This window comes from Chitinophaga arvensicola, from assembly GCF_900110835.1.
Taxonomy (GTDB): domain Bacteria; phylum Bacteroidota; class Bacteroidia; order Chitinophagales; family Chitinophagaceae; genus Chitinophaga; species Chitinophaga arvensicola.
In genome coordinates, this window is record NZ_FOJG01000001.1 from 2,443,944 (window position 1) to 2,457,549 (window position 13,606).

Annotated in this window: 12 protein-coding genes; 3 read left to right on the top strand and 9 right to left on the bottom strand. The window is 46.4% G+C overall.

The genetic code is table 11. The features are described from left to right. Positions 1–4: 4 nt before the first annotated feature. The 6 genes from BMW79_RS10325 to purU all read right to left on the bottom strand — a co-directional run bounded on the left by BMW79_RS10325 (position 5) and on the right by purU (position 7,717). Positions 5–832 (bottom strand): CHAD domain-containing protein, encoded by an 828-nt coding sequence (locus tag BMW79_RS10325; protein ID WP_089894127.1) that lies wholly within the window; start codon positions 830–832, stop codon positions 5–7. Between the two features lie 96 nt (positions 833–928). Continuing rightward, entirely contained in the window at positions 929–2,173 is a 1,245-nt protein-coding gene (locus BMW79_RS10330; protein ID WP_089894129.1) for a DUF5018 domain-containing protein, read from the bottom strand. 50 nt (positions 2,174–2,223) lie between these two features. Then, a complete protein-coding gene (locus tag BMW79_RS10335) occupies positions 2,224–5,001 on the bottom strand; it encodes an outer membrane beta-barrel family protein (protein WP_089894132.1) in 2,778 nt (925 codons plus the stop codon). A 145-nt stretch (positions 5,002–5,146) separates the two neighbouring features. After that, positions 5,147–6,127: a FecR family protein gene (locus BMW79_RS10340; RefSeq protein WP_177192108.1), complete on the bottom strand. Its 981-nt coding sequence runs from the start codon at positions 6,125–6,127 to the stop codon at positions 5,147–5,149. Positions 6,128–6,201: 74 nt separating this feature from the next. Continuing rightward, positions 6,202–6,786 carry an RNA polymerase sigma-70 factor gene (locus tag BMW79_RS10345; protein WP_089894138.1) on the bottom strand — a complete coding sequence of 195 codons (585 nt, stop codon included), beginning with the start codon at positions 6,784–6,786 and terminating at the stop codon, positions 6,202–6,204. Positions 6,787–6,847: 61 nt separating this feature from the next. Next, positions 6,848–7,717 (bottom strand): formyltetrahydrofolate deformylase, encoded by an 870-nt coding sequence (purU, locus tag BMW79_RS10350; protein ID WP_089894141.1) that lies wholly within the window; start codon positions 7,715–7,717, stop codon positions 6,848–6,850. 54 nt (positions 7,718–7,771) lie between these two features. Here purU and BMW79_RS10355 point away from each other — a divergent pair, with 54 nt between their 5' ends. Beyond that, complete coding sequence (locus tag BMW79_RS10355; RefSeq protein WP_262487470.1) at positions 7,772–8,242, top strand: metallophosphoesterase family protein; 471 nt, start codon at positions 7,772–7,774, stop codon at positions 8,240–8,242. Between the two features lie 31 nt (positions 8,243–8,273). After that, on the top strand, positions 8,274–9,326 hold the full coding sequence (locus BMW79_RS10360; protein ID WP_089894147.1) for a DUF4421 domain-containing protein: 1,053 nt from the start codon (positions 8,274–8,276) through the stop codon (positions 9,324–9,326). On the opposite strand, the gene BMW79_RS10365 is transcribed toward BMW79_RS10360, so the two are convergent. The 3 genes from BMW79_RS10365 to BMW79_RS10375 all read right to left on the bottom strand — a co-directional run bounded on the left by BMW79_RS10365 (position 9,323) and on the right by BMW79_RS10375 (position 12,885). After that, the gene (locus tag BMW79_RS10365) at positions 9,323–9,904 is read right to left on the bottom strand and encodes an LOG family protein (protein ID WP_089894150.1); all 582 of its coding nucleotides are present in this window, start codon (positions 9,902–9,904) and stop codon (positions 9,323–9,325) included. The two genes, BMW79_RS10360 and BMW79_RS10365, sit on opposite strands and share 4 nt — an antisense overlap. 9 nt (positions 9,905–9,913) lie before the next feature. Then, on the bottom strand, positions 9,914–10,528 hold the full coding sequence (locus BMW79_RS10370) for an HD domain-containing protein (RefSeq protein WP_089894153.1): 615 nt from the start codon (positions 10,526–10,528) through the stop codon (positions 9,914–9,916). A gap of 86 nt (positions 10,529–10,614) precedes the next feature. Next, entirely contained in the window at positions 10,615–12,885 is a 2,271-nt protein-coding gene (locus BMW79_RS10375; RefSeq protein WP_089894156.1) for an aconitate hydratase, read from the bottom strand. Between the two features lie 344 nt (positions 12,886–13,229). On the opposite strand from BMW79_RS10375, the gene BMW79_RS10380 reads away from it, so the two are divergent. Next, positions 13,230–13,451 carry a PspC domain-containing protein gene (locus BMW79_RS10380; protein ID WP_089894158.1) on the top strand — a complete coding sequence of 74 codons (222 nt, stop codon included), beginning with the start codon at positions 13,230–13,232 and terminating at the stop codon, positions 13,449–13,451. Positions 13,452–13,606 lie beyond the last annotated feature (155 nt).

Here is a 13,606-nt window from a genome sequence, read left to right on the forward strand (position 1 = left end):
CGGTTTACAGGCTGGCCGCTAAAACCTTTACCTGCCTGGCGCATTGTGCCAATTGTTCCTTCCTGTCTGTGTCCAGTAATTGCACCAGTTGTTGTGCATTCACCGGTAAGGTGATTTTCTCCTTTTTCAATTGTGCCACTGTAGCTTTTACAAACAGTAATAATTCGCTGGTATCATGCCATTGTCCCAACAGTTCACCTGCCTCACGGGCCGGTGGCAGCAGGTGAACTGTAAAAGTGGCGGGTAGCAGCTGCTCAAGTATATTCAGGTGGTAGTATAACGCCTTTACTTTTTTTCTCACACCATGCCATACCGTATGATGCGCACGGCTGGAGGGGATAATAATCTGCTCATGTTGCTGCTTTAAGAAACCGATCAGCGCAGGCGTAGCTGCATCAGGATCGATGTCTGCAATAGCTGCTTTAAATCTTTCCGGCAGTGTTCCTAACTTTTTCAACGAACTGAATTTTACGGTTGCTTCCATCATTTCATCGGCGGTAGCCGCTTTGTTTTGTAGCAACAGGTGCGCAAAGGAAAAGCGCCAGTCCACTTTTTTCTCGTAGGCACGTAAGTGTTTTTCCTGTAGATGCGTATCCCTGGAAGCCCCGCCGATAGACTGTATCAGGCGTGCCTCTTTCAGGTGTTTGCCGGCGCCGAAGGAATAATCCGGCAGTTGTGTTACCAGTGAGAAAAAAGCGCGCAGTTTTTTAACGCCAACCCGCATGGCATGAATGGCATCTGCATCGCCGGGAGCCTGCTGCAGTGTGTTGTAGGCGGCTGTTACCGTATCGCATTCCTTGCGGAGATAATGATATAAAGTAGTATGTAGCATCGTTACTAAAGTTAACTATTTAAAACGAAGCTACCCTGAATTGACCCGGTAAAAAAAGTATACCGGGTATAGGCGTACCCGGTATACTTTCTGAACTTATATTATTTTGATAATGTCCTGGCATTCCTCGCTGGTTTTGCCGTTCTGTTCAATCACAATTTTATAGCTGCCTTTAGGCAAAGTAGCATCCACCTGGAATCTTACGTCGGAACCTTCCATGCTCTGGGCAGAAATACGGCCTGTTCTGACGTACACCGGACCGCCATTTACCGGCACAAATTTAACCGTAGGATCAGGTGTCATGCTGATATACTTTACAAGTATCACCATCACATCATCCATCCGGAAGCTGGCGCCATCCGGATTACTGGACCTGTTAATTTTAATAATCGTGGGTTTATTGGCAACAACGGGGGCCACCACTTCTATATCTTTAGCAGCGGATGTTTTATTGTTTGAGTTCACCTGTACGGTATATTTGCCACCGGGAATACCCGCCAGCTTAACTTCTATTTTCGCAGTGGTGGCGCTGACAATAGCTTCGCTGGGATAGTTGATCGTATAAACGGTACCATCGGCTTTTGACTTGAAGGTCAATGACAAGGTATTGCCTGGTGCAAAGAAACGGCCATTGATGGTTAAAGTTTCTTTTTGCTCTAAGGAAGCAGCGCTCAGTGATTCAATGATAGGGGCTGCCTGTACAATCGTTAATGTAACGGGCACCGGCACGGCTTCGCCATTGATCACCACCTGAACGGAATAAGTGGCCAGGGGTAGAGTGGCGGGGATGTTAAACCCTATATTTTTATTATCAAGCACGGAGAAAATAGTAATCGCTGTATTCAGGGCGGTGGTTTTATTGGTGAGTATTACCTCCACCTTTGCCGCTTCTGTACCAAAGCCATTGCCTTTTAATAAAAACGATCCGTTACCGGCTTCCAGTTCTGTAGGCCCAGTATAATTATCAACACTGAATTTGGCATTGTTAACCGTTGTTGTTACCTGGTAATCCTGTGTACTGCCATCTTCTGCCGTCACTTTATAAGTCACTACCTTTGAAAAGTCGGCAGCTGCGGTATTATTAATGCTGGCCTTTTCTGAAATCGTAATAACCGGTTGAAGGGAAGTGACTACGGTACCATATGGCACACTCACTGTGATCTTTTTGGCGCCCTCATCTACGGTGCCAACCGCCTCAGGTTTTGTAGCGGTAAATTTAAACGACAACACTTTTTTTTCGCTGCTTTTAGTCGCAGTTGCAGGTGGATTTTCACTCGTTGAGTCTTTCTTACAGCTAAACAGGCACAGCAAGATAGGGAGTGCGAAATTTCTGATTCTCATTTGGTTTTTATTAATTAGAAAAGCTAATATAAAGGCTTCTCTCATATGTATTACAATCTTCTCCTTGCTTCATTACCTGCAGCATCTACCTGTTCTTTGTTGCTTTGCTTTCTGCCACTGGAAAAATTGTACGTGATGAAAATTCCAACATATCTTGTGTAGTCCAGCCGTCTTCTTATCACGTTCCTGGTAAACTCGGGTGTATTCACTTCATATCCTGGTTGATAGAGATGAAAAGGATCCTGCAATTCTACGATAGCAGTTAGCCGGTCTTTCAGGAAATTTTTCCGGATAGCCAGATCCACTTTGCCCACACCAAACTGATCGTAGATATCATGAAAATCGGCGCTGCTGTAATTGCCGGAGATCTCTAAAAAGTATTTGTTGGGCAGGCTGAATTTATTGGTGCCCCATATATTCTGTGTAAACTTCGACCGGTGAACTTCCGGATTACCATACACATCGATAGTCCGGTATCTCAGGGTAGTATTGGTATTGAATTCCCACCACCGGGTGATCTTCAGAGGAATGTACATCGAAAGGAAAACGTTGCTGTTGTCGTTCATATTCTCATCTCTGGAAATAATCATATCTCCCTTGTTGGTCACTTTCGTAGAAATGGCATTGGCGGTATTTTGATAGCCAGCTGTGAAGGAGTACTTATTTTTTAACAGGTATTCCAGTTGCACATTGTTGCTGTAATACGGCAACAGGTTGGGATTTCCTTCCCAAACGGTATTAGGACTGGTATACGTAATAAAAGGATTCAGCTGCCTGAACCCGGGGCGTTCTATGCTCCTGTTATAAGCCAGCGTGAAAGCATGATCATCTGTGAGTCTCCGGTTGATATAGGCCGATGGAAACAGGTTCCATTGATTACGCCCAATAGTTTCACCGGTGGTCACAGACCTGCCGTTGTAATCGGTTTGCTCCGCTCTTAATCCAATTTTTACGTCCCATTGCTTAAATGATTTTGACAGCGTTCCGTAAAATGCAAGGATGTTTTCGTTATAGAGGAAACGGTTCGACTGTGAGGTATCCAGTGGCGCTTTATCATTCAATCCTTTGCGGAAGTCCATGGAATAATCTGTTTTGGAACCGGTGTATTTGGCGCCTGCATTCAGTATCAGCGAATGCAGGAAATGTTTTTCGAGGTCGATGTTTGCCACGTGTATCATGGAGGTGCCGAGCGTTTTGGTAAACAGGCTGTCGGGCGGATGAAACTCAGCGCCTGCACTGTTCAGGAAACGGGTTTCTATTGCAGAAGGATCTCTCAGGCCATAATAGATATAGCTGTAGCCAACATCCAGCTTGCTGCCGAGGGTATCCAGTTTATTCCGGTAAAACGCATTCGCCATCTGGTTGATGTAGCGGAAGTCGGTGCTTTTGGTGGTATTGAAGGAAGAATCGATGGTGTTGGCTTTTACCTTGTTCATATAGTCGATACCGGTAGTTGTGATGTTACTGATATCGCCCGGATTGGTGAACATGTTGTAACTGACGCCCACTGTTTGTTTATCACTGATTTTATAATCGACGGCTGTATTGAATCCCAGTGAATGATAATGCTCCTTATATTTCTCGGTCTGTTGGCTGGTAACGCCAGTGGCATTGATGGTTTGCTTCGCTTCGTCTTCATAAAAAGCAGGCACGCGTGCATAGTTGAAACTTCCCTGGAGATTGAATTTTCCTGCCCGGTAGTTTACAAACGATGATCCTTTGCCATTGCTGTTGCCATTATACCAATAGCCGGTATTGACATTGCCGGTAAGGCCGTATCTATACTCGGATTTTAAGACAATATTGATGATGACACCTGCGTGCTGTGCGTCGTTTTCAGCGCCAGGAACGGCTTTTAGCTCGTACGATTTAATGGATTCTGAGGGAATAGACCGTAGGTAGGTGAGCAGCTGTTCTCCCGGCAGGAGGATTCTCCGGTTATCCACATATACCGTAACGCTTTCACTGCCACGGAACGTAATGTCTTTTCCGTTTACATATACACCGGGAATTACGTTGAATAACCGCAGCGCATTTTCTCCTTTTTCATAAACGCTGCCTTCTACATTTAATGTCAATTTATCGAGCGACCGGCTGATCAGCTGTTTCTTTTCTTTAATCTCCACTCCTTTTAACTGGATAGTGGGGCCGCTGAGGATAATATCCGGTAATTGCAGCAGCGCGTTATTGCTGATAGTGATCCGTTGTGTGAAACTATCGGTGAACGGCGACGCTGCTTTCAGCAGGTAATCGCCCTGTTCCGGAACTTTCAGGCTGAACCTGCCGCCGGTGTCTGCCAATGCAGCGGAACTGATATTGGGATTGACTATGCTGGTGACTGTAATCGTGACCAGGTCTACCGGTTTTTGATCCGGACCCAATACCCGTCCCTGCACGGTGTAATCTGCCTGCTGATGGCGTTTTTCGAGTAAAATATTATTCTCAATCTGGCGGAAGGAGAGGTTGGTATTTTTCAGCATTTCAGTCAGGAGATCTTCTATAGTACGGCTACCGGAAGCGATATCGAGGCCGGTGATTTGCTTTATTTCCGCTTTCCGGTAATAGAACCGGAAATTGCTTTGTGCCTCGATCATCTTTAGCCCGGTCAGCAAACTTTCCTTTTCCAGCTTCAGCGTTACTTTATAGTCGCTCATACGCTGACCGTGTACGGTAGCAGCTGTGAGCAACTGCAAAGAAGTGAGGAGGAAAAGCAATATGATAAAACTTACACGCATTAACCAGGTGATGAATTGTTTGTTTTTAAATAATATTCTCATGAGATGTGCATATAACATCCCCTCATTCCACACGTTTGCAGAATTTTTCATAATTTTAAAATGTTTTAAGTGATTCCGAATTGTTTAAAGCACCGGTTATCCGGGAACCTGTAAGCCGATGGCCGTCGGTTTACAGGTTATTTTTTGTTGATACGCCACTGAAGGCTTTCCTGTATAAATAGATTTTAATGATGCGTTATTCGGTGCATCCATCTCCGTAAATAACAATCAGTCCATCCGGTTTCCTTTGCCAGGTGGCGTTATTAAAGCCGGTGATGACATCCAGTATTTTATCCAGCTGATCCCCTTTCAGGGTACTTCCACTAAAGCGGCAGGCTTTTAATTTTTCATTGTTAAAGCTGATTTTTACATGAAAGTGTTGTTGTAATTGCAGGGCGGCATCGGCAAAAGTGATATCGTCGAACGACATTTCGTTGCCTTGCCAGGCGATAACCGTATTGGCATTCACTGTTTTCTCCGCAAATTTGCCACTCACCAGGTCCAGGCTGATCTGTTGGTTACTGGTAAGAATACCTAACAGTTTACCAGCATCTTCCACACTCACTTTTCCTTTGCTCACGGTTACTTCCACTGTTTGCTGGTCTTTGTCTGCTTTAATATTAAACGCTGTTCCCAATACAGTGGTGAGTACTTTCCCGGTATGAATAAGGAAAGGTTTGGCGGGGTCATGTTGTACATCGAAATAGGCTTCTCCCGATAGATAAACTTCTCTTGCTTTTTCGCTGAATACAGCAGGATACTTTAATTCGGCGCCTGCATTGAGCCATACCCTGCTGCCATCTGCCAGTGTGATCTGTTTTTTCTGATCCCTGGGGATGGATACCACAGCGAGGTCTTTGGGCAAAGCCGGTTGCCCGGAAAACCTTGACCACACCGCAAATACTACTAATAACACGGCCGCGGCTCCCGCTAGTTTGTACCATAGGTAGCGGTGCGATGGAACCAACTTTCTTACCGGCTGATTACTTCCGATCGTTGCTTTCACGTCCGTGAGTACATCGGCCAGCCATTGTTCTTTATCAGCGGGGGCCAGGCGTTGCCAGGCAGGATCTGCTACCCCGTTTTCTGCCAGCCATTTTTCAATCAGCTGGTTTTCTTCAACGGTAGTGTTGCCTTGCCGGTAGCGGTCTAACAACGCTTCTATATTGCGGTTCATGACATCGGATTTCACAATAGCCGTATGAACCAGCATGTAGTACTATAAAAAAATAAAATTTTTTCCGGGAGATATCAATGCAGGCACCACGCGACCAGTGCAGATGCAGACAGGAGTGTCAATGACTCGCGCAGATGTTTCAGCGCAACGGTGAGTTGATTTTTTACAGTTTGTTCAGATAGCTGGAGTTTATCCGCTATTTCGGGAATGCTGAGATGCGCTTCCCGGCTCAATAGGTAAATCTCTTTTACTCTTGGCGATAGTTTGTCCAGCGCCTTTGCAAAGTGTTCCTTCAGTTTTTTTACGGCCATCTGTTGCTCTGGTGCGGCTGCCAGGCTGGTTTGCAGCGCCAGCATCATTTCTGTGTAATCTTCCCGGGTAATATTTTTCCGGATCTTGTCGATCACCCGGTAGCGGACAAGTGTAAAAAGGTAAGCTTCTAAATTCCGGGTGATGGTTAACGTTTTTCTTTCTTCCCACAACTTTACAAAAACATCGTGGATGATATCGCGTGGTTCTTCGAGGTTATATAGTTTGGCACTTGCAAATCCCGTCAGCTTTTCAGCATAGCGGTGGTAGATCTCTGTGAAAGCAGCGTCATCGCTGTCTTTCAGGAGATCTACCAGCTGCAGATCAGTGAAGGAATAGTATGTGGTCATTTTTTTACGTTCCGGGCAAGTTACAGGAAATGGAGGTTCCCTGCAAACGCGATTCCACTGTCTAAAACACGATCGTCTTATTTCCGTGGAGGATCACCCGGTTATCGATATGCGATTTTACGGCGCGGGTGAGCACCTGTCGTTCAATATCACGTCCCAGCATCACCAGGTCTTCCACCCGGTGTTTATGGCTTACCCTGGCCACATCCTGTTCAATAATGGGGCCTTCGTCCAGCTCATTGGTGACATAGTGCGCGGTAGCGCCAATCAGTTTTACACCTCTCGTATAGGCGTTGAGGTAAGGTCTTGCACCTGCAAAAGCTGGTAAAAAGGAGTGATGGATATTGATGATGCGTTGAGGATAGTGGCTCACAAACTGTGGCGACAGGATCTGCATATACCTGGCCAGCACCGTGAAATCAACCGCGTGTTCTTCCAGGAGGCGAACAGCGGCGCGTTCCTGTAATGCTTTGTTGTCCTGGTTTACGGGCAGGTAATGAAACGGGATATCCAGCGCGGTGCATTCTTTTTCCAGGGAAGGGTGATTCGAGATCACGAGCGGGATATCTACGGACAGCTCACCGCTTTTCCATCTCCATAATAATTCCAGCAAACAATGATCGTAGGCAGATACCATGATGGCCATCCGTTTCCGACGATCACTGTAATCTATTTTCCATTCCATTTGTAACGGCGTGGCTACCTGTTCCTGAAAAGCCGCTTCCAGTGCGGATTTATCAAGGTGCTCTACCTGGAATTCCATGCGCATAAAAAATAATCCTTCGCGGGGATCGGTACTGTGTTGACTTGCATCCAGTATATTTGCACCCAACAGGTACAGGAATTGCGATACGCCGGCCACTATACCTGGACGATCAGGACAGCAAATGAGCAAACAGGCGGTTGTATGAGGGGTATTTTGCTTTAACATATAGCTACCAAAATAAAAAATTAATACAATTCTCCGTTGAAAAAGATAGGACTCATGTCAGATACCCACAGCTATCTGCACCCGCAGGTATTCCGGTATTTTGAAGAAGTAGATGAAATCTGGCATGCCGGCGATATCGGTAATGTGGATCTGGCCGATAAACTGGAAGCTTTTAAACCTTTCCGGGCCGTTTTTGGCAATATCGACGGCGCGGATATACGTATACGTTATCCCGAAATACTGCGTTTTAACCTGGAAGGAGTGGAGGTTATGATGACACATATTGGCGGATATCCGGGGAAATATGCCCCCGGTGTGAAGGAGGCCCTGAAAAAGGATCCGGCCAAACTGTTTATCTGCGGGCATTCCCATATCCTGAAAGTAATGCCGGACCCGGCACTTCATTTGTTACACATGAATCCGGGAGCCTGCGGACAACAGGGATGGCATAAGGTAAAAACGCTGCTGCGTTTTCAACTGGAGGCAGGCAACATCCAGCAACTGGAAGTCATTGAACTTCCCTGATCATCTATAATATTCATAACCTGCAACGTGTATGAACCTACGAATTTTAGTATGGCTGATAGTATCTGTAATGTGCACTGCGCAAGCAACGGCGCAAAATAAATTCTTTAAATGGCTGAAAACAGAGAATGATACGGCGTACATCGAAGATCATACGGAAGATATCACCTTTCGCTTATATGGCTCCCGGAAGTATACCAAGTACGATATCATGGACAGGAAAACCAAAACGGATATCCTGTACCGCCCCAATACGCCTTTTAACATTGGATTTGGCGCCAATTACCGCTTCGTGGGGATCAACCTGGGGTTTAACCTGCCCTTTATCAATCAGCACAACGATAAGTATGGCAAAACAAAATACCTTGATCTGCAGTCGCATATCTATCTCCGTAAACTGGTGGTCGATTTTTACGGGCAGTATTACAAAGGCTATTATGTGGCCAATCCACAGGAAGTATTCGGAAAGACCTATGCGGCGCAGAATCCTTATCCCCAGCGGCCGGATATCCGCAATATTGACTTCGGATTGAATGTGGGCTATATTTTCAACGATAAACGTTTTTCCTACCGGGCGCCCAACCTGCAGAATGAATACCAGAAGAAAAGCGCCGGTTCCCTGATTGTGGGCGGAGAAATGTTTCTTGGCAGAATCAAAGGTGATTCCTCACTGATTCCCTCCAATATGGCGGATACTATGTTTCTGCGGGATGAACACTATTATAAAACCGGTATTTCCTCTCTGGCAGCCAATGTGGGCTATGCATATACCTTTGTAGTGCACCAGCACTTCTTCCTGTCGCTGTCGCTTACGGCAGGTTTGGGGGGAAATGTGACCAGTCTTTTCATGGAAAACGGCGATATCAGCCGGAAGGTTGGCTTACAGTTCAGTAATACCGTGCGGGCCTCGCTCGGATATAATTCCAGCCGTTACTTTGCAGGCGTACACTATGTAGGTATGAACACCCGCAGCGGGATGTCCATACCGCATACTTACCAGACATTCGGCACCGGCAATTTCAGGGTGAGCCTGGTGCGCAGGTTTACCTTACAAAAGCCGCTCTGGAAAGCAAAAGAGATCTAGCTCTGTGCCGGTGAAATCCATTTGGATTTGGAAGGTGGCTGGTAGTTTTCCAGTTTGGATAGCAGTTCATCAATGTTGTCGCTGTGCAACAGCATATCCCTGTTTTCCGCTGTCAGGAAGCCTTTTTCCGACATATTGCGGGCGAGACTGATGAGGTCATCGTAAAAGCCATCGGTATTCAGCAGGCCGATTGGCTTGCGATGCAGGCCCAGTTGTCCCCAGGTAAGCATTTCGAACAGCTCTTCCATAGTGCCGAAGCCGCCGGGGAGGGCAATCACGCCATCACAGAGTTCATTCATTTTTGTTTTGCGTTCATGCATGGTATCTACCAGGATCAATTCTGTGAGGCCGGCATGCGCAAGTTCTTTCTGTTGCAGAAAATGAGGAAGCACCCCAATGGCCTTTCCGCCGGCGTTGAGGGCGCCATCTGCCACCGCACCCATCAGTCCTACCCGGGCGCCGCCGTATACTACAGTGAGGTTCTTTTTAGCTAATGCTGTGCCCAGTTGAAGGGCCTGTTCCATGTAAACGGGGTTGTGTCCGGCACTGGATCCGCAATACACCGCAATTCGATTCATATCTGTTGATTATAAAGTGTTTAATTCCGCCTGGATGTTCTGCCGGGCATTTGTTTCGTATAGTTCCCTGAATACCGGTGTTACATATATAACGGGCTTTTCCAGGAAGTGTTGGAGTACTTTTTTCCGCCCTGGTTTATAGAGCAGGTCGGGGTAAATGTGGTACTCCTGTCGTATTTGCCCGGTGTATGCCCGGTATGTAACCGGATCGCTCCCCAGGATCTGAAGGTCAAAATCCAGGAAATAATCGATGTCCGGATCCTGATGGGTATTCAGATGTGTTTTGGTAGCGATGATGAAATCGCTGATTTTTTCCGTTTGTGCTACCGGATAGCCAATTTTTTGCAGGTGTGCCACCGCTGCCGCTGCGCTTTTTTCTTCGTTATCTGATTTTCGGGCGTTGTAAATAATATCATGAAAGAAGATGGAAAAAAGTACGGCTTCCCGGTCAGCGATCTGTTGGACGTATGTTTCGTAAAGATGGATGAGCTGTTGGATATGTGACCAGTTGTGATAATGGCGACTGGAAGATCCGTAAGCTTTCAGCAGACTGGCGTAGGTGCTTTGCACCAGTGCTGGTGGGGTAGTGGGATGCAGGGAGGACCAATAATCGGATGTTGACATATGGTACTGTTTTTTGGGTCGCTATAGAAAAGGAAAACGGGCAGAAATAAATTCCTGCCCGTTCCTTATATGCTTAAAGCGTTTGATTAAGCTTTTTTGGCAGCTTCTGCGCGGATCACGTTCAGTGCGCCACCTGCTTTGAACCACTCGATCTGTTGTTCGTTGTACGTGTGGTTTACAGGGAATTCGTTGGTGCTGCCATCTTTATGATGAAGCACAACGGTGAGTTGTTTACCTGGAGCGAAGGTAGTCAGGCCGTCGATATCGATGGTATCGTCTTCCTGGATCAGGTCATAATCTTCTTTGTTAGCGAAGGTCAGACCGAGCATACCTTGTTTTTTCAGGTTGGTTTCGTGGATACGGGCGAAAGATTTCACCAGGATCGCACGAACGCCGAGGTGACGGGGTTCCATGGCAGCGTGTTCGCGGCTGGAACCTTCACCGTAGTTTTCGTCACCTACTACTACTGCACCAAAACCGTGTGCTTTGTAGTCGCGCATAGTGGCAGGAACTGCACCATATTCGCCGGTGATGGAATTCTTAACGGTATCACTTTTATCGTTGAATGCGTTGATCGCACCAATGAGCATGTTGTTGGAGATGTTATCCAGGTGACCACGGTATTTCAGCCATGGACCAGCCATAGAGATATGATCCGTGGTACATTTACCGTTTGCCTTGATGAGGAGTTTCAGCCCTTTCAGGTCGGTGCCTTCCCATGCGCTGAATGGCGCGAGGAGTTGCAGACGCTCAGAAGTAGGGGATACAATTACCTGTACACCGCTACCATCTTCAGCAGGGGCCTGGTAACCGGCATCTTCCGCTTCAAAACCATTCGGAGGCAGTTCATAACCTACGGGTTCATCCAGCATTACTTCTTCGCCATTTTTGTTCTTCAGTTTATCGGTCAGCGGGTTGAAGGTAAGATCACCTGCAATAGCCAGCGCAGTAACGATTTCCGGAGAAGCTACGAAAGCGTGGGTAGAAGCGTAACCATCATTTCTCTTCGCGAAGTTACGGTTGAAGGAAGTGATGATGGAGTTTTTGCGGTTAGGATCGTCGATGTGACGGGCCCATTGACCGATACACGGACCGCAGGCATTTGCCAGTACTACACCGCCTACCTGGTCGAAAGTGTTCAGCAGGCCATCTCTTTCGATGGTGTAGCGTACTACTTCAGAACCTGGAGTGATGGTATATTCAGATTTCATATCCAGCTGTTTGTCGATCGCCTGTTGAGCGAGAGACGCAGAGCGGGAAATATCTTCATAGGAAGAGTTGGTGCAGGAACCGATCAGGGCTACATCCAGTTTTTCCGGCCAGTTGTTTTCTTTAACAGCCTGGGCAAATTTGGAAATAGGCCATGCCAGATCCGGAGTGAACGGACCATTTACATATGGTTCCAGTTCGTCCAGGTTGATTTCAATTACCTGGTCGTAGTATTTGGTAGGATCTGCGTATACTTCCGCATCCGGACGCAGGTGTTCTTTTACTTCGTCTGCCAGGGCAGCTACTTCTGTTCTGCCGGTTACTTTCAGGTAATCCGCCATTTTGGTATCGTAAGCGAAAAGGGAGCAGGTAGCACCGATTTCAGCACCCATGTTACAGATAGTACCTTTACCGGTAGCGCTGAAGCTATCGGCACCTTCACCAAAGTATTCCACGATAGCGCCGGTACCACCTTTTACGGTGAGGATACCCGCCACTTTCAGGATAATGTCTTTGGCAGAAGTCCAGCCACTCATTTTACCAGTCAGCTTCACACCGATCAGTTTCGGCATTTTCAGCTCCCATGGTAAACCAGCCATTACGTCTACCGCATCAGCACCACCAACACCAATCGCCACCATGCCTAAACCGCCGGCATTAGGGGTGTGGGAGTCAGTACCGATCATCATACCACCTGGGAACGCGTAGTTTTCCAGCACTACCTGGTGAATGATACCAGCGCCTGGTTTCCAGAAACCAATGCCGTATTTATCAGAAATTGAGGAAAGGAAATCGTAAACTTCTTTATTGGTGTCAATAGCAGTTGCCAGATCTTGTGTAGCGCCTACTTTAGCCTGAATGAGGTGATCACAGTGAACAGTGGATGGAACCGCAACTTTATCGCGGCCGCACGTCATAAACTGGAGCAATGCCATCTGGGCAGTTGCATCCTGCATAGCTACGCGATCTGGAGCAAATTCAACATAGGATTTGCCTCTTTCGTAAGGCGTGGTAGTCGGTGCATACAAGTGAGCGTACAAAATCTTCTCGGCAAGTGTGAGCGGGCGACCTAACATTTTACGGGTTGCTTCCACCTTACCCGGGAGTGCCGCATACACTTTTTTAATCATGTCAATATCAAACACCATGGGAAAAAAATAATTTAAGAGCGGTTAAAAATCGTCCGCAAAATTAACTAAAAACAACAAGTTTTTAAATTAAATACTTAACATCTAGCCAACTGTGCATAAACTTCCTGTACTTTAACAGTTCCTTAAATTCCGGACAGCAGCCGGAAATATGCCCTTTTTATCTTCCCGAAAAATTATCAAAAAATGATATATTAAATTTATCTGCCCTGCTTTTGCTGGCTTTCTCATGCACAGAAAACCGGCAGGGCGGCAAAGATGCTGATATTCAAGGTACTGGAGGGAATACCGGCATTCGCTGTTTTTTGCTTGTTTTTCCAGCCGGAATTTGATAAATTTGATCTATGAACCGGATTAAAGACTTTGTGGAATGGAAAGCGTTCGGTGTATGTGCCGCTATTGGAGATAAACTCGGGGTAGCCACATCCCGCATACGCATCTTTTTCATCTATGCCACTTTCCTGACAATGGGTTCCCCACTCATTGTTTACATGATTCTTGCGTTCTGGGTTAATATGAAAAATTATATCCAGAATGCCCGGAGAAACCCTTTACGCTATTTATAACGCATAATATTAAGCTGACCCCAACAAAACCAGCGAACATTTCCTTCCATTTACATGTTTTCAAAAATTAATCTGAGCCACTAGATCAATTTTTTGGCTATTGGGTATAAAATTGTACTTTGATCCCCAATCTTATCGAGAGTCCGTAACCGTAT